The organism is Bartonella sp. HY328 (assembly GCF_025449335.1).
Lineage (GTDB): Bacteria > Pseudomonadota > Alphaproteobacteria > Rhizobiales > Rhizobiaceae > HY038.
Genome location: NZ_CP104883.1, coordinates 2274777 through 2290590, shown reverse-complemented (window position 1 = coordinate 2290590; position 15814 = coordinate 2274777). Strand labels below are relative to the sequence as shown.

The 15814-nt window shown below is 40.2% G+C and carries 15 protein-coding genes; 3 read left to right on the top strand and 12 right to left on the bottom strand.

Annotated elements, in window-relative coordinates; translation table 11 throughout:
* Positions 1-159: 159 nt before the first annotated feature.
* The 8 genes from N5852_RS09835 to N5852_RS09800 all read right to left on the bottom strand — a co-directional run bounded on the left by N5852_RS09835 (position 160) and on the right by N5852_RS09800 (position 9617).
* On the bottom strand, positions 160-1002 hold the full coding sequence (locus N5852_RS09835; protein ID WP_315973217.1) for a metal ABC transporter permease: 843 nt from the start codon (positions 1000-1002) through the stop codon (positions 160-162).
* Positions 989-1852: a metal ABC transporter permease gene (locus N5852_RS09830; RefSeq protein WP_262097621.1), complete on the bottom strand. Its 864-nt coding sequence runs from the start codon at positions 1850-1852 to the stop codon at positions 989-991. Before N5852_RS09830 ends, N5852_RS09835 begins: the two co-directional genes overlap by 14 nt.
* Positions 1849-2709 carry a manganese/iron ABC transporter ATP-binding protein gene (locus N5852_RS09825; protein ID WP_262097620.1) on the bottom strand — a complete coding sequence of 287 codons (861 nt, stop codon included), beginning with the start codon at positions 2707-2709 and terminating at the stop codon, positions 1849-1851. The genes N5852_RS09830 and N5852_RS09825 overlap by 4 nt, the downstream gene beginning before the upstream one ends.
* A complete protein-coding gene (locus tag N5852_RS09820; RefSeq protein WP_410004210.1) occupies positions 2706-3623 on the bottom strand; it encodes a metal ABC transporter substrate-binding protein in 918 nt (305 codons plus the stop codon). Before N5852_RS09820 ends, N5852_RS09825 begins: the two co-directional genes overlap by 4 nt.
* A 550-nt stretch (positions 3624-4173) precedes the next feature.
* Positions 4174-4953 carry a tetratricopeptide repeat protein gene (locus N5852_RS09815; RefSeq protein ID WP_262099739.1) on the bottom strand — a complete coding sequence of 260 codons (780 nt, stop codon included), beginning with the start codon at positions 4951-4953 and terminating at the stop codon, positions 4174-4176.
* Positions 4954-5530: 577 nt separating this feature from the next.
* Positions 5531-6805, bottom strand: coding sequence for a phosphopyruvate hydratase (eno, locus tag N5852_RS09810; protein ID WP_262097619.1), 1275 nt, complete (start codon positions 6803-6805; stop codon positions 5531-5533).
* A 70-nt stretch (positions 6806-6875) separates the two neighbouring features.
* The gene (gene kdsA / locus N5852_RS09805) at positions 6876-7718 is read right to left on the bottom strand and encodes a 3-deoxy-8-phosphooctulonate synthase (RefSeq protein ID WP_182417222.1); all 843 of its coding nucleotides are present in this window, start codon (positions 7716-7718) and stop codon (positions 6876-6878) included.
* A gap of 270 nt (positions 7719-7988) precedes the next feature.
* Positions 7989-9617, bottom strand: coding sequence for a CTP synthase (locus N5852_RS09800; protein ID WP_262097618.1), 1629 nt, complete (start codon positions 9615-9617; stop codon positions 7989-7991).
* Positions 9618-9745: 128 nt separating this feature from the next.
* On the opposite strand from N5852_RS09800, the gene N5852_RS09795 reads away from it, so the two are divergent.
* Positions 9746-10093, top strand: a complete 348-nt coding sequence (locus tag N5852_RS09795) for a hypothetical protein (RefSeq protein ID WP_262097617.1) — start codon at positions 9746-9748, stop codon at positions 10091-10093.
* Here N5852_RS09795 and N5852_RS09790 read toward each other — a convergent pair.
* Positions 10080-10685 carry a L,D-transpeptidase family protein gene (locus tag N5852_RS09790; protein WP_315973216.1) on the bottom strand — a complete coding sequence of 202 codons (606 nt, stop codon included), beginning with the start codon at positions 10683-10685 and terminating at the stop codon, positions 10080-10082. The genes N5852_RS09795 and N5852_RS09790 overlap by 14 nt on opposite strands.
* A gap of 291 nt (positions 10686-10976) precedes the next feature.
* A complete protein-coding gene (locus N5852_RS09785; RefSeq protein WP_262097616.1) occupies positions 10977-11549 on the bottom strand; it encodes a hypothetical protein in 573 nt (190 codons plus the stop codon).
* A gap of 361 nt (positions 11550-11910) precedes the next feature.
* Between N5852_RS09785 and thrC the strand changes: the two genes are divergently transcribed.
* Positions 11911-13308, top strand: a complete 1398-nt coding sequence (gene thrC, locus N5852_RS09780; protein WP_262097615.1) for a threonine synthase — start codon at positions 11911-11913, stop codon at positions 13306-13308.
* Between the two features lie 35 nt (positions 13309-13343).
* Here the strand turns inward: thrC and N5852_RS09775 are convergent, their stop codons facing one another.
* On the bottom strand, positions 13344-13784 hold the full coding sequence (locus N5852_RS09775; protein ID WP_262097614.1) for a hypothetical protein: 441 nt from the start codon (positions 13782-13784) through the stop codon (positions 13344-13346).
* A gap of 191 nt (positions 13785-13975) precedes the next feature.
* Complete coding sequence (locus N5852_RS09770; protein ID WP_262097613.1) at positions 13976-14422, bottom strand: MarR family winged helix-turn-helix transcriptional regulator; 447 nt, start codon at positions 14420-14422, stop codon at positions 13976-13978.
* Between the two features lie 350 nt (positions 14423-14772).
* Between N5852_RS09770 and N5852_RS09765 the strand changes: the two genes are divergently transcribed.
* A complete protein-coding gene (locus tag N5852_RS09765) occupies positions 14773-15714 on the top strand; it encodes a bifunctional helix-turn-helix transcriptional regulator/GNAT family N-acetyltransferase (protein WP_262097612.1) in 942 nt (313 codons plus the stop codon).
* The last annotated feature ends 100 nt before the right edge of the window (positions 15715-15814 follow it).

Below are 15814 nucleotides of genomic sequence, written 5' to 3'. Positions count from 1 at the left end.
TGGTTTAGAATATTTCGTAACTACAAATCAAATTGATGAGCGCTTTAAAAAAATTGTTTTTTGATTGAAAACAAGAGCAACAGCGAAATTTTAGTTTTTTATAAATTCAAAAGGCATTTTATAAAACAACAAGTGTTTTTTTCAAAAATGCCTTTTAAATTATTCCTCGATTAATGTATTGCGGCGATTTTTTAAACTATGCCAAATAAATACAAGGATAAAAATAGTTGTTTCAAAAACCACTATTGTCGCGGCAGGGCTGCTGTCAAAAAAGAAGCTTGCATAAATGCCGAAAAAACTCACTACAACCCCAAGGCTTACGGCGATTAGCACCATGTGTGATAATTTGCGCGTTAATAAAAAGGCAATAGCACCTGGTGCAATAAGGAGTGAAATCGATAAAATAATGCCAACGCTTTTTAACGCTGCCACAATTGCAAGCGATATCATGATAAGCAAGCCATAATGTAAAATCCATAAAGTAAGACCAACGGCTTTCGCTTCAATCGGGTCAAAGATGAATAGTTGGAAATCTCGCCATTTAATGCTTAAAATGACAGTAATGAAAACAGAAATGCCAAGGGTTGATAAGACATCATTCCAGCTAACACCTAGTAAGCTGCCAAATAGGATATGGGTTAGATGAACATCACTTTCTATCGTGGTAACGAGAACCAGCCCAAGGGCAAACATGCCCGAAAAAACAATGCCAAGAATAGTATCTTGTTTAACGCGGCTATTGGCTTGTAAAAAACCAGTTACCATAGCGGTAAAAATACCAGCGCCAAATGCACCAACTGCAAAAGGTAAGCCCACCATATAAGCGATGACAACCCCAGGGAACACCGCATGTGAAAGTGCGTCACCAAGCAATGCCCAACCTTTTAGTACTAAAAAGCATGATAAAAACGCCATTGGAATGGAAACGATAACCGTAATCAATAGGCCTTTGACCATAAAGTCGAATTGAAATGGCTCTAATAGGATATCAAGCATGATCATCCTCCAATGCCTGTTTGGCTTTTAGTCTTGCGGCAATATAGCCGTGCTTGGGCGCAAAGAAAAAGGCAATAATAAATAAAGCCGTTTGTAAAAGAACGATAAATCCTCCGGGCTGCACGTTTAAAAAATAGCTGATATAGGAGCCAAAAAAACTAGTGAAAACACCGATGGCAATAGCAATTAGCAAAAGGCGTGAAAAACGGTCTGACAATAAATAAGCGGTTGCGCCGGGGGTTACCACTAAAGCAATAACTAGAAATGCACCAACGGTTTGCATAGCAGCAACGGTTGATGCTGCAAGAAGCGTAAAGAAAATAATTTTCAGCAATTTCGTGTTAATACCAATGGAGCGTGCATGATTTTCATCAAAAAATGTGACTAATAAATCTTTCCAAATGACCAGCATAATGGCAATGGAAACAACGCCGATAATGACCAATTGAATAATATCTTCTGTGGCAATACTACCAAGGTTACCAAGGATGACTGCATCAAGTTTAATGGGAATAGATGCTTTTGATTGCATGAAAAGCCCAATACCAAAAAACGAGGTAAAGATAAGGCCAATAATTGCATCTTCCTTTAGCTTTGTTCGCTCATTAAGAAACAAAATAGCACCGGCCGCAAGACCACCAGAAAAAAAAGCACCAAGCGAAAAGGGTAGACCAAGCATATAGGCGCCAACAACACCTGGAATAATGGAGTGAGATAGCGCATCTCCCATTAAAGACCAGCCTTTGAGCATCAAGAATGCCGATAAAAACGCGCATAATGCTCCTATTAGGCAGGTAACGTAAACGGTGGTAAACATAAAATCATAAGTGAAAGGTTCAAGCAAAAGATCAATCATCTTGCTGTTTCCTTATCACTTTTATCGCTGTCTTTATTAGCGTGTACCTTATTGGATGCAAATATTAGCGGCTTTTCATCATCGCTTAAAATATGGATATTATGTTCGCCCATGCTACCGAGCCCACGGGCGCGTAGTGCGCCGCCAAAGGCTTTTTCCAAATTTTGCGGGGTAAAAACTTTTTCTGTTGGTCCAAAATCAAGAATGGTTTTCTTAACCAATACTGTACGGTCGCAAAATTCTGGGACACTGCCAAGATCATGGGTTGAAACCAACATCACTGCGCCTTCATCGCGCATTTGTCGCAATAGGGTGATGATTTGATCTTCGGTTTTAACATCAACACCGGTAAAGGGCTCATCAAGCAAAATAACTTTTGCTTCTTGGGCTATGGCGCGTGCCAAAAATACACGTTTTTTTTGTCCACCAGACAATTCGCCAATTTGCCTTTTGCGATATTCCAGCATGTTAACGCGCTTTAACGCGTCATCAACTGCCTTGCGGTCAATTGCGCGGGGAATGCGCAGAAAATTCATATGGCCGTAACGCCCCATCATAACGACATCTTCGACAAGAACAGGAAAACTCCAGTCAACTTCTTCGCTCTGCGGAACATAAGCAATGATGTTTTGTTTAAGGGCTGTTTTAACAGGAAGGCCGAGGACCGATATGGTCCCACGGCTCACTTGTACAAATCCCATAATCGCTTTAAACAATGTTGATTTACCGGCACCATTGACCCCGACAAGCGCAGTAATACTTTTTTCTGGGCTATCAAAACTTGCGTTTTTAAGAGCGGTAAAACCATTGCGATAAGTGACGGTGACATCACTCATAACGATTCCGGTATTATTCATTTCTTTGTTTCGCCTTCCTTAGAAGATTTTTCACTAAGAGCATTAGCAACGGTTGCGCTGGTTACTTTCAAAAGATCAATATAGGTTGGCACAGGACCATCAGCTTCACTCAAGGAGTCAACATATAATACGCCGCCATAAAGCGCACCTGTTTCTTTAGCAATTTGTTTGGCTGGCTTGTCTGAAATAGTGCTTTCTGAAAATACGGCTGGAATCTTATTGGTGCGAACTTCATCAATAACCTTGCGGATTTGCTGAGGCGTACCTTGTTGATCGGCATTAATTGGCCAAATGTAAAATTCTTTCAAACCAAAATCACGGGCAAGATAGCTAAATGCGCCTTCACTGGTGACAAGGAAGCGGCGGTTTTCTGGCAATGCATCAAATTCAGCGCGTATAGGATCAATTGCAGCGCGAATTTCTTGCTTATATTTTTCAGCATTGGCCTTATAGATTTCAGCATTATCAGGATCGTATTTTACAAAAGCATCACGAATATTATCAACATAGATAAGCGCATTGGTAGGCGACATCCAAGCATGAGGATTTGGCTTGCCATCATAAGGACCTTCGCTAATGCTCATGGGTACAACGCCATTAGTTACTACAACGCTTGGCTTATCCTTGACATTTTCAAAGAATTTTTCAAACCATAATTCAAGGTTAAGGCCATTCCATAAAACAAGATCCGCACCTTGGGCGCGGCGCAAATCGCCAGGGGTTGGCTCATATTCGTGAATTTCAACACCGGGTCTCGTAATGGATTCAACATCCGCCGCATCGCCGGCAACATTGCGTGCCATGTCGGCAATAACTGTAAAGGTGGTTACGGCTTTAAATTTTTCAGCAAAAGCTGCGCCATTAATAAGCACAAGGCTTGAAGCGGCCGCCAACATAAGAAGTAGTTTTTTCATCAAATGAGTCCTTATTGCTAATGATTTGCATTTACAATATGTAGAAAATTTTCAGCATTTATGCAAGTCTCATCTTTAAGGTGCATATTGATGCAGTTTGAAATGGCTAGTAAGCCGCATCACAGTTTGAATATGAGTTTATAAAATAGCTATAAATCAACCAGTTAAAGCGGCCTAAAAAAATGCTTAGCGCAAAACCATTCGCAATATAGCTATTGTAGAGCAGGGCGCTCATTTGCTGGATGATGCTTCATAAGCGTGGCTCAATAAAATGTGAACTGAGTTTAAAGGCGTTGATGAGTCGGTTTAATTGCAATTTATAGCAAGAAGCTTTTGTAAATTGCTAATCCAATTGCTTTGTAAAGGTGAGACTAAATTGAACAATGCCCCGCAATTGCGGATGGATATCACAGGTGGGAACCGTTGTTGCAAGCAGCAATTTTCATCAATATTGATGTATTTTGAAAATTCAAAAAAAGAAGCCGTCGTAGTATTCCAAATGCCAGAAAATTGGTTCGGGCAATGTTGTTCAACGCGTAATTTAAAAAGCCTATTGGCCTTTTTTAATTAAGTCATTAGCAAGAGTAATGGCGGTACGGCGGTCTGACTCACCTGCAATAGCAAAAGCGCTTTCCTGCATTTTCTGGATCCACTCGCGATCCTCAGGTGATGCACGGTCATAAGCGGCAGTCATCATTGCTAAACCACGTACCGTTTTGCCAGCTTGAAATAACATATTGCCAAGCATGGCTTGCGCGGCAGGGTTGCCTTTACGAGCAGAAAGCTGGAACCAGCGCGCTGCTTGCATTGGATTCTTGTCACCGCCTTCACCATCAATCAGCATACGGCCAAGCTTATATTGTGCTTCAGGGTTACCATAATTGGAGGCTGCTTGCACATAAAGGCTACGGGCCTTTGCCTTATCAGCTCGCAATTTGCCAGGAATACCTTTGCGATTATAGTCAGCGAGGGCAACAAGAGCATCAGAAACATAGGTTTCGTTTTGCGAGCCAGGATCAATAGAGTCATTTACAATTTTAGTAAATAAATCATAAGCCTCAGTATCGTTTTCATGGATACCATCACCATCAGCATACATACGGGCTAGCTTCCACTTGGCACCTGTATGGCCCATATCTGCGGCATAACGCAAAGACTTGATGGCCTCATCCTTATGACCACTTTTATAGGCTGTAACGCCGGATTTAAAAGATTCAAAAGGATTTTCGTTAGAAGTGTCAATTGAAGGGTCAAGTGCAAAAGCAGACGACATCCCTAGTGTTAGGATGATACCGATAACCGGTAATGTCTGTTTTTTGAAATAAACCATCATATACTGCTTTCCAACATCTCTAATAGTTTTATGCTTCTTTTGAACTATTATAATTTAAGTTTGTGTTTTAACTATGAGTAATGCTCAACTATTTTTTAAAACACAAACTTCATTGCTACCTAAGATATAAATTTTTGTTTGTTTTTTTCGCAAGATTTATAATCTAATATCTTACGATTTATTCATCTTGCTTGGTTTTTGTGGCGGGAACTAGGCAAAATTGTGCGTTACGCTACCTGCTATGTTGCTTAAAATGGCTTTGTTGCACAAACAACACAAAAATATAGCTATTTAGCGATAAAATCCTATAGGTTTATAGTTAATTTACGCTCCTTGGCGCTTGAAATCATAGGTTGCTTTAATAATTAGGTAATTATTTTATTAGAGATTCTTAATATAATTAACCGGCGAATCGATAGGACATCAGCGGTTTAAGGCAACTTGTTGTTATTTAATGTGTTTATTATTAATATATAAGCAAGTTAGTCGAAAATGCAGTTTATAATGCATTAAGGTATTAGTACAAAAAAGCGGGGTTTCCCCCGCTTTTAAACTTTAATGGTGTAATAATTGATTAGAAGCGAAATGCGCTTTTGCCAGCATAGCGAGCTTGGCTGCCCAGTTCTTCTTCAATACGGATAAGCTGGTTATATTTAGCGAGCCGGTCAGAACGCGCAAGCGAACCTGTTTTAATTTGACCGCAATTGGTTGCAACTGCAAGATCAGCAATTGTTGCATCTTCAGTTTCACCAGAACGATGCGACATTACCGCAGTATAACCTGCCTTATGGGCTGTTTCAACGGCATCAAGAGTTTCGCTTAATGTGCCAATCTGGTTAACTTTAACAAGAATCGAATTGGCGACACCCATTTTTATGCCATCGCGCAAGCGAGCGGAATTGGTAACAAAAAGATCGTCCCCAACCAACTGACATTTTTTGCCAATTAGGTCGGTAAGATATTTCCAGCCGTCCCAATCATCTTCTGCCATACCATCTTCAATCGAAATGATTGGGAAGGCATTGCAAAGGCTTTGCAAATATTCAGCTTGCTCTTGCGCATTGCGGCTTTTACCTTCGCCGCTATAAACATATTGGCCATCTTTATAAAATTCGGTTGATGCGCAATCAAGACCAAGGGCAACATCAGTGCCTGGTTTAAAACCAGCTTGCTCGATTGATTCCACAATAAATTCAAGAGCAGCTTCGGCACTCATAATATTGGGTGCAAAGCCACCTTCGTCACCAACATTGGTATTATGGCCAGCATCTTTCAAACGCTTTTTCAAGGTGTGGAAGATTTCAGCGCCATAACGCACAGCTTCACTCAAGCTTGGTGCGCCAACTGGAATGATCATGAATTCTTGGAAATCAATTGGATTATCTGCATGCATACCACCATTGATGATATTCATCATTGGGGTTGGCAAAATATGGGCTTGTGCGCCGCCAACATAGCGATAAAGCGGCAAGTTACAAGCCATTGAGGCAGCTTTTGCAGTTGCAAGCGAAACGCCAAGGATGGAGTTTGCGCCAAGACGGGCTTTGTTTGGTGTGCCGTCCAAGGCGATCATTGTTTCATCAATAGCAATTTGATCTTCAGCGTCCATACCGCCCAAAGCTTCAAGCAATTCGCCATTAACTGCGGCAACAGCTTTCAATACGCCTTTACCTTGATAACGGCTGCCGCCATCACGCAATTCCACCGCTTCGTGAGCGCCAGTTGATGCGCCAGATGGAACCGCTGCGCGGCCAAAAGAGCCATCTTCCAAGTAAACATCAACTTCAACTGTTGGGTTGCCACGGCTATCTAAAATTTCGCGCCCGACAATATCAATAATAGCAGTCATTAGGAAAATCCTTTTTAATTGATTGGCTCTTTTAAGTTAAAATGACGGTTATGGTCATAATAATGGGTTATTACTGGTTTTGAAACTTTTTAGCTAAAGCATCAAATGCCATTAAACGCTCTAATAAGGCTTCAAGATTAGATAATTTAATCATATTAGGCCCATCAGATGGTGCATTATCTGGGTCTTGATGCGTTTCAATAAAGACGCCGGCAACGCCAATGGAAATTGCTGCACGTGCCAAAGTCTCAACAAATTCACGCTGTCCACCAGATGAGCCGCCAAGGCCGCCAGGTTGCTGCACCGAATGGGTGGCATCAAAAATAACTGGCGCTCCAAAGCTTGCCATAATCGGTAATGAGCGCATGTCGGAAACAAGCGTATTATAACCAAAGGAAACACCGCGCTCACAAGCCATAACATTAGGGTTGCCGCTTTCAGTTACCTTAGCAAGAACGTTTTTCATGTCCCAAGGAGCTAAAAATTGCCCCTTTTTAATATTGATAACGCGGCCCGTTTTAGCCGCTGCAATTAATAAATCGGTTTGGCGACATAAAAATGCGGGAATTTGCAACACGTCAATAACAGGGGCAACTGCCGCGCATTGTTCTTCAGTGTGAATATCGGTTAAGACAGGAAAGCCAAATTCTTTTTTAAGGTCAGCAAATATTTCAAGTGCTTGTTCAAGACCTAAGCCACGCTGTGCTTTAAGCGAGGTGCGGTTGGCTTTATCAAAGCTTGATTTATAAACAAGCCCCATGCCCAAACGATCGGTGATTTCTTTTAACGCGCCAGCCATGTCAAAAGCATGATCTCGGCTTTCCATCTGGCAAGGGCCAGCAATAAGGCTTAAAGGTGCGTGATTATCAAATGTTACATTTCCAACTTGAATAGTGGAATTAGGGTTTTGCATACCTGCTCCATAAATCTTTTCGATTTTTTCAAGCCTAACATAATACGTTCCTATAATATTTAAAAGGCTATATTCATTTTAATGAAAGGTTTTCCCACACTTGCTGTGATGCTAATAGCCAAGGCTTTAATAAAAGATTTGAAGCTAGAAGCGATGAGTTTGTGAAGGTTAAAAATGTTAGCCATAGAACCAATAAAAAAAGCGGCAGTTTCTGCCGCTTTTTAAAGTTGATAAAAATCTTAAAGCCTAAAATAATTGGCTTTAATAAAATTAGACCAAACGACTTTGCTCAATCGCTGCGGCTATGAAAGACGCAAAAAGCGGATGCGGTTCAAATGGCCGCGATTTTAGCTCTGGGTGATATTGCACACCAATAAACCAAGGATGATCTGCATATTCCACCGTTTCAGGTAAGAGACCATCAGGTGACATGCCAGAAAATACCAAGCCATGCTGTTCAAGCTGTTGTTTATAATCAGCATTGACTTCATAGCGGTGACGATGACGCTCGGAAATAAGCGGCTTGCCATAAATGCTGGCAATATGTGTGCCTTCTTTTAAGCGTGCTTCATAAGCACCAAGGCGCATTGTACCACCAAGATCACCAGCCGCAGAGCGTTTTTCTAAAGCTTCGCCCTTTGCCCATTCGGTCATAAGGCCAACAATAGGGTGGGCGGTTGTGCCAAATTCGGTTGATGATGCATCAGCAATGCCAGCAAGATTACGAGCGGCTTCCACACAGGCCATTTGCATGCCAAAGCAAATGCCAAAAAACGGCACCTTACGCTCACGCGCAAAACGAGTTGCAGCTATTTTACCTTCAGCGCCACGCAAACCAAATGCGCCTGGAACCAAAATGCCATGCACTTTTTCAAGGTAAGGACTTGGATCTTCTTTTTCAAATACTTCCGATTCGATCCATTCCAAGTTTACGCGCACACGATTAGCCATACCACCATGGGATAACGCTTCGATCAACGACTTATAGGCATCTTTAAGGCCAGTATATTTACCAACAATGGCAATGGTTACTTCGCCTTCAGGATTATGGGTACGAGCCATAATTTCCTGCCAACGATCAAGCCGAGGCTTAGGAGCTGGATCAATGCCAAATGCTGCCAGAACCTCGTTATCAAGGCCTTCTTTATGATAGGCAATAGGCACATCATAAATAGATGTAACATCAAGAGCTTGAATAACCGCAGTTGGACGAACATTGCAAAAGAGTGAAAGCTTGCGCCGTTCAGCTTCTGGAATAGGACGATCTGCCCGCACCAAAAGAATATCGGGAGCAATACCAAGTGCCTGCAACTCTTTAACCGAGTGTTGGGTTGGTTTGGTTTTAAGTTCGCCAGCAGCTGGAATATAGGGCATTAACGTCAAATGCACAAAAACGGCACTTTGACGTGGCAATTCATTATGCAATTGCCGGATAGCCTCAAGGAAAGGCATTGCCTCAATATCACCAACGGTACCACCAATTTCGCATAATACGAAATCATAGTCATCATTACCCGATGTGACGAAATTCTTAATCTCGTCAGTAACATGCGGGATGACCTGAACTGTGCCACCAAGATAATCACCGCGCCGTTCCCGCTCAATAATATTGCGGTAAATACGACCAGTGGTAATATTGTCATGTTTGTTGGCGGAGCGTCCCGTGAAACGCTCATAGTGACCAAGGTCTAGATCGGTCTCTGCACCATCATCCGTCACAAAGACCTCACCATGTTGGTAAGGCGACATCGTGCCTGGATCTACGTTAAGATAAGGGTCAAGCTTACGGATCCGTACACGGTATCCGCGTGCTTGTAAGAGTGCAGCCAATGCTGCTGCGGCTATGCCTTTTCCAAGGGAAGAAACCACGCCGCCAGTAATGAAAACATATCGCGCCATGGGATTATTTTGATAATGATTTTTTTATGATTCTGCTAGGAAAAAATAGACAATTTAACATTTATAAACTGCGTTTTTTTTAATGGTCTAAAATGCAAGTTATCAGGCTGGCTTTTTGTGGCATATATATGGGGTGCAATGAGCACAGAAGTCTCGTATTTAAAACTCGTTTAGTTAATCATATTGCTAATGTCAGCTGGCTTAGCTGTCCACGTGAGGTGAACTTAAAAGCAAAAAAGCGGGGAGGCCCCGCTTTAAAAAATCGTCAACAAAAACTATTTCAATTCATTCTTATTTATAACAAACAAAACTTGGTAATTTGTAAAGCCAACAATGAACAAAAAATCGCAATCAGCAAAAGTTCACAATGCCTCGAAATGGAAAACTTAGAGCATGTTATCGTTTTAACAATAAATAGATATGCTCTAAGCAAAATGCTTGCAATATTTGGTTGGTATAAATTTAGAGAACGATAACTTCGCTACCAAGTTCCACGCGGTCATAAAGATCAAGCACATCTTCATTGACCATGCGGAAGCAACCATTTGATGCAGATGAACCAATTGTCCAAGGCTGCACCGTACCATGAATGCGGATATAGGTATCTTTATTGCCTTGCCATAAATAAAGAGCGCGCGCACCAAGCGGATTGCCAGGGCCGCCATCCATACCATTAGCAAATTTACCATAATGGGTTGGATTGCGTTTTACCATATCCTTGGTTGGTATCCAACGTGGCCATTCGCGCTTAAATTTAATTTTGGCCGAGCCTTGGAATTCTAGACCTTGCTTGCCAACAGCAATACCATAGCGGCGTGCTTTTGTTGATGATTCAACATAATAAAGAAAATAGTTTTTAGGATCAATAACAATGGTGCCTGGCTTATAGCCAGAAAAATCAACAGTTTGAGCACGATATTTTTCAGAAATATTATAGCTGTTAACTGGAGGTATTTTGACCTGTGACAATGCGGGATCACCAGTTGATGCTGAAGTTGCAGGTGCTGCAAAAGCCGAGGATGAAAGGATAAGACTGGCAAGGCCAGTTAAAAAAAGATGCTTTATCATGACGCATATAGTCCAGTGGTGTGGGCAATGATTGGAGATTGGCCAACCATAATTCGCACGTTAAAAATATGCAATCATCATATTGGTATAAATAGATAATTTGATTATCTATGGTATTGTTGCAACAGTAAAACTACTATGATTAACTTACCGTATACATAGAATAAAACCTAGTATCTACGATAACCTCAAAAAATGTATTTTTAGATTAATTTTTTACCATTTAGACAACAAAAGCAGCCAAATGGAATGCATTTGACTGCTTCTTGATTTAGTGGGTTATTTATTTGCTTATTCAGTCACAACAGAGCCAAAAGTATCGACTACAGCGCGTGAAGGAGCTTTTACGTCAAAGCTGATGAATACCTTAACATTTTTGCCCTGCGGTGTTGGGAACGAAACTTGATCATCTTTGAAGATAAATTGCGTTGCTTCGGTGCGACTGCTAATAGGTACAGAATAGCTATGCTTTTTTGAGTAAATGACGCGGTTTCCTTCAATTGCTTTTACCAAAATAGGCATAGTTACTGTACCGCCCGCAAATTTGGGGCCCGGTACAATGCGGCCTGCTGCCGCAACAGTCATCGAAATATGCCCTGCTGGATATTGGCATGCGCGGGTAACATTGGCAAAATTTGCCTGATAAATTACTTGCTCTGCTTTTCCATCGCCGCCACGTGTATAGGTATTATAAAAGGCAGTATCAGTATCCATGGTGACTGGTGGGCACCAAGCGCGCAATTCCTCTGCAGTGATAGTTGGTTCACTTGCAACTTTATTAGAGTTACAACCACTTATAAAAGTGCAAGCGGCTAAAATAATAGCGCTGCTCGAAACAAAACGCGACAATCCTGCTTTTATCATAAAATTATCTTTCCAAAAAACTATTGCTTGGTGGCTTTTAGAGCATTGCCAAAACGCCGTAATGAAGTTTTTATGCAATTTGCGGTATTTTTCAAGGTTTTTATCGATTCTTCGGTCGAAATAACAGCAAATAATCGCATATTGGCGATGTCTTACTCTTTTTTTGTCTAATGGTTGCAATTTGGTCGCTTGTTGCGCTTGATATTTATGAAAAATTATTTTCAATAGTATTTTTTTATAATTGGGTGTGGAAGCACAATGTAAATTTGTGCTAAACCGTGTTTTAGTTGACTGGGCTTGGCTATAAAACCAAGCTAATTGATATCTTCGTTGAAAGTTATATCAGGAGCTTTAAAATAATATGAAATATATAAGCACACGGGGAGAGGCTCCCATTCTTGGATTTAAAGATGCGGTTATGGCAGGGCTTGCATATGATGGCGGTCTTTATGTGCCTGAGACATATCCGCAATTTTCACCAGGTGCCATTCGTGCTTTACGCGGAAAATCCTATGCAGCAATTGCCAAAGCGGTTTTGTGGCCTTTTGTTGAAGGTGAGATTGAGCGCAATATTTTTGATATGATGGTTGATGAAGCTTATGCAACATTTCATCACCCTGCAACTTGCCCTTTAGTGCAAACAGCAAGCAATGAATTTATCTTAGAATTATTTCACGGTCCAACATTGGCATTTAAAGATGTTGCAATGCAATTACTTGCGCGGTTGATGGATCATATATTAGGCGAAAATGGCAAGCGTGCCACTATTATTGGTGCAACGTCAGGCGATACTGGCGGCGCAGCGATTGAAGCTTTTGCCAATCGTGAAAGTACCGATATTTTTATTCTTTTTCCAAAAGGGCGTGTATCTCCAGTTCAACAGCGTCAAATGACTTCCAGCAAAGCTGGAAATGTTCATGCTCTTGCGATTGAAGGCAATTTTGATGATTGTCAGGCTTTGGTAAAAGCTTTGTTTAATGATCATAATTTCCGCGATGAATTAGCCATTTCTGGTGTTAATTCCATTAATTGGGCGCGCATTATGGCGCAGGTTGTTTATTATTTCTCGGCGGCTGTTTCCCTTGGTGCGCCAGATCGCGCGGTCTCTTTTGCCGTGCCGACAGGTAATTTTGGCGATATTTTTGCGGGTTTTGTTGCCTCGCGTATGGGCTTGCCAATTGCTAAATTGGTCATTGCTACCAATGATAATGATATTTTAGCGCGCACATTAAAAACTGGTGTTTATGAGACAAAGGGTATTATCCATACCACATCGCCATCCATGGATATTCAGGTATCGTCAAATTTTGAACGTCTATTGTTTGAAAGCAATGGCCGCGATGCGTCGGCGATCAGACAACAAATGGATTCACTAAAGCAATCGGGTGCATTTACTTTGGAAGAAAAGCAAATGCAGGCTATATCAGCGCTTTTTGCCGCTGGTAGCAGTACTATGCCGGAAACAGCAACTCTTATTCATGATATTTACCAAAGCAATAATTATGTTGCCGATCCCCATACTGCAACCGCAGTTAAAGTATCGCGCCAGTTTGCTGATGCCAATGTTCCAATGGTGATTTTGTCAACGGCGCATCCCGCTAAGTTCCCTGAAGCAGTGGAGGCTGCAGCATCAGTCACACCACAATTGCCCGTTTGGCTTGATGATTTGATGGAGCGCGAGGAACATTTTGAGGTGCTTTCAAATGATGAAAATGCTTTGAAAGCTTATATTAAAAAGACATCGCGTGTTTTAGCGTAAATTATAAAAGCCCGGTAAAAAGCCGGGCTTTTTATTTAGCTGCGCTGTTTCTTTAACTTTATGCCAAAGCTGATATTTTGGAATACTAAGATAATATTGATGGCGCCGAAGATAAGCTCAATGCTTTGTACAAACCAAAAAACTGTATTGAATTGTTGATGTAAGGCCGCATTTTTTAGAAAAAATGCAGATGGTATTAAAATAAGTAGGCCATTTAATGCTATAAATGGCATGCGTAATTTCTTCTTTTTTATGATTGGATTATTTGATTTTCGCGAAAGTTTCATACCGGTTATTGCTGTCATCATAAAGCATATAATAAGCAGAAAAATAGCATAGCTGATTAAGTATTTTACGGCAATAATGCAGGCTATGCTGCCAAAAACTTCTGAGAAAATGGTGGAAAGCCAAAACGTTAGCAATAAGGCGCAACTCATCATTGCCGCCAATCTATGGCAGAGGGCAATTTTCTTCATTTTTAAATATCCTATATTGAGGGCGAGCTTAATAAGCAGCAATGCGATATTATTCGCACGCTTATAAAACGACTGTCATTTTTAACTCAGCGGAATTTTAATATTATATTTATCGTGTTAGCTAAGTTGTTAATTCGTGCCAACATCAGACTTTTATTAATAGTGCTTGCGATTAGCCCTAATCGGTTATTTCATTTTGGTAAATCCTCAAACGCCTTGCAAAACTTATCCAAATTATTAATGCTTTGGCTCACTTCTTGTGGGCTGAATTTTGCTTGTAATTGCTCTGCTATCTTTAACCAATCATCATTGATGCGGTTATATAATTCTTCACCAAGTCTGGTTAGGCTATAAAGTTTCGATCGTTTATGAATTGGGTTTATATGAACTTCTACATATAAAAGCTCATTCATCTCATCAGCCAAGCGTTGCACCGCTTGTCTGGTAAGTCCCATATCTTGTGCAATTTGCGGAACAGTTGATGGTGCTTGTGCTAATGCTAGCGCGCCAAGAAATTTCCATCTTGCCGCACTCATATCATGCTTGTTTGCAATTGCCTCGCCACAATCCATCAAGGCTTGGTGGACGCGAAACAGGCTTATCGCAAAACTACTCATTGGATTTATATTTTTAATCATGGTAACATATTGTCATAATGACAATATATTGTCAACTTAAGGTTGGCCAATTAATTTTCCCAACAACTTGAAATTAGCAAATTAATTGAGAAAATAATTTGAAGATTGATTTATAATAAACCTTATAACCTAAGTTTACTGCCCATACCAATTAAACTCATGTTCTTAAAAACTTCATTTTTTTATATTCCGCTTAATAAAAATTAACTCCTAGGTGAAAATTCACCTAAATCAGATAAAGATAGTTAGTCACCATAAAAATAAAATTCGGACTTGTGTTAAACTCAAACCTGATTATACTAAATTTAGTTAACACTGTTAACTAAATTTAGTATAATCAGGTTGAAATCATGCAAACACAAGAAACTGAGTTGTTCAGAACATCTTTACGAGAGATGGTTCGTGAATTGGGTATGTTGAGCCGTAAAACAATTGGAACTGATATTTCTCCTCTCCAAAGTCACATCTTAATAGAATTAAATAGCTCACAGCTTGGATTGAGTGTCACAGAACTAGCCAAAACTTTATGTGTTGAAAAATCTAGTATCAGTAGAACGTTAAAAACGTTAGAAAAAGATCGCTTACTTTTAAGAAAAATAAATCCTTCTGATGCAAGATCAATGACTTTTACACTTACAGAAAAAGGAAAAAATGTTTTATTTGAGATTAATAGATACGCTAATCAATTTATATCTGATGCGCTTACTCTTTCTTCTGCAGGAGAACTACAAAAATTAAGTCTAACCATTAAAAATTTTTTAAAAACTTTGAAAAATGCACGTAAACAAAGGGACATAGGACTAAAAATAAGGCCTATTGAACCAAAAGATAATGATGGTTTAGCAGCTGTTATACGACAAAGTTTTATAGATAATAAAATAGACCATTTAGAAGGTGTCAGTCTAAATGATCCATGCCTTAACCATCTGAGTGACGTTTATACAATTAAAGGCTCAGGTTATTGGGTAATAGAAATGGATGGAACAATTAAGGGTGGGGTAGGAATAGCCCCCTTGCTTGGAGCAGGAAAAGAATATTGTGAATTGCAAAAGCTTTATATTGATAGCAGCTTAACAGGTTTAGGCGTAGGCAGACGATTAATAAGTTTAGCTATCGATAAAGCCACTGAATATGGATATTCATTTTGCTATTTAGAAACCTTAGACGAGCTAGGTGCAGCACTGATTTTATATGAATCTTTCGACTTTAAATTGTTAGATAAGCGAGTTGGAGATACAGGCCACAATTCATGTGGTATTTATATGCTTAAGGCTTTAAACACGGTTAATTAAATAAACAGATTTATAAAATATAAATTCCGATTAGCTAAAAATAGCAATATTGAAGGTTCTATTAATAAGATAGATGGAATTAAATCTTAATTGGCAATAG

Bases quoted from the DNA above. Each gene is read 5' to 3' on its own strand.
- N5852_RS09835 (WP_315973217.1), bottom strand. From the start codon at position 1,002: ATGATCATGCTTGATATCCTATTAGAGCCATTTCAATTCGACTTTATG.
- N5852_RS09830 (WP_262097621.1), bottom strand. From the start codon at position 1,852: ATGATTGATCTTTTGCTTGAACCTTTCACTTATGATTTTATGTTTACC.
- N5852_RS09825 (WP_262097620.1), bottom strand. From the start codon at position 2,709: ATGAATAATACCGGAATCGTTATGAGTGATGTCACCGTCACTTATCGC.
- N5852_RS09820 (WP_410004210.1), bottom strand. From the start codon at position 3,623: ATGAAAAAACTACTTCTTATGTTGGCGGCCGCTTCAAGCCTTGTGCTT.
- N5852_RS09815 (WP_262099739.1), bottom strand. From the start codon at position 4,953: ATGGTTTATTTCAAAAAACAGACATTACCGGTTATCGGTATCATCCTA.
- eno (WP_262097619.1), bottom strand. From the start codon at position 6,805: ATGACTGCTATTATTGATATTGTCGGGCGCGAAATTTTAGATAGCCGT.
- kdsA (WP_182417222.1), bottom strand. From the start codon at position 7,718: ATGCAAAACCCTAATTCCACTATTCAAGTTGGAAATGTAACATTTGAT.
- N5852_RS09800 (WP_262097618.1), bottom strand. From the start codon at position 9,617: ATGGCGCGATATGTTTTCATTACTGGCGGCGTGGTTTCTTCCCTTGGA.
- N5852_RS09795 (WP_262097617.1), top strand. From the start codon at position 9,746: ATGGGGTGCAATGAGCACAGAAGTCTCGTATTTAAAACTCGTTTAGTT.
- N5852_RS09790 (WP_315973216.1), bottom strand. From the start codon at position 10,685: ATGATAAAGCATCTTTTTTTAACTGGCCTTGCCAGTCTTATCCTTTCA.
- N5852_RS09785 (WP_262097616.1), bottom strand. From the start codon at position 11,549: ATGATAAAAGCAGGATTGTCGCGTTTTGTTTCGAGCAGCGCTATTATT.
- thrC (WP_262097615.1), top strand. From the start codon at position 11,911: ATGAAATATATAAGCACACGGGGAGAGGCTCCCATTCTTGGATTTAAA.
- N5852_RS09775 (WP_262097614.1), bottom strand. From the start codon at position 13,784: ATGAAGAAAATTGCCCTCTGCCATAGATTGGCGGCAATGATGAGTTGC.
- N5852_RS09770 (WP_262097613.1), bottom strand. From the start codon at position 14,422: ATGATTAAAAATATAAATCCAATGAGTAGTTTTGCGATAAGCCTGTTT.
- N5852_RS09765 (WP_262097612.1), top strand. From the start codon at position 14,773: ATGCAAACACAAGAAACTGAGTTGTTCAGAACATCTTTACGAGAGATG.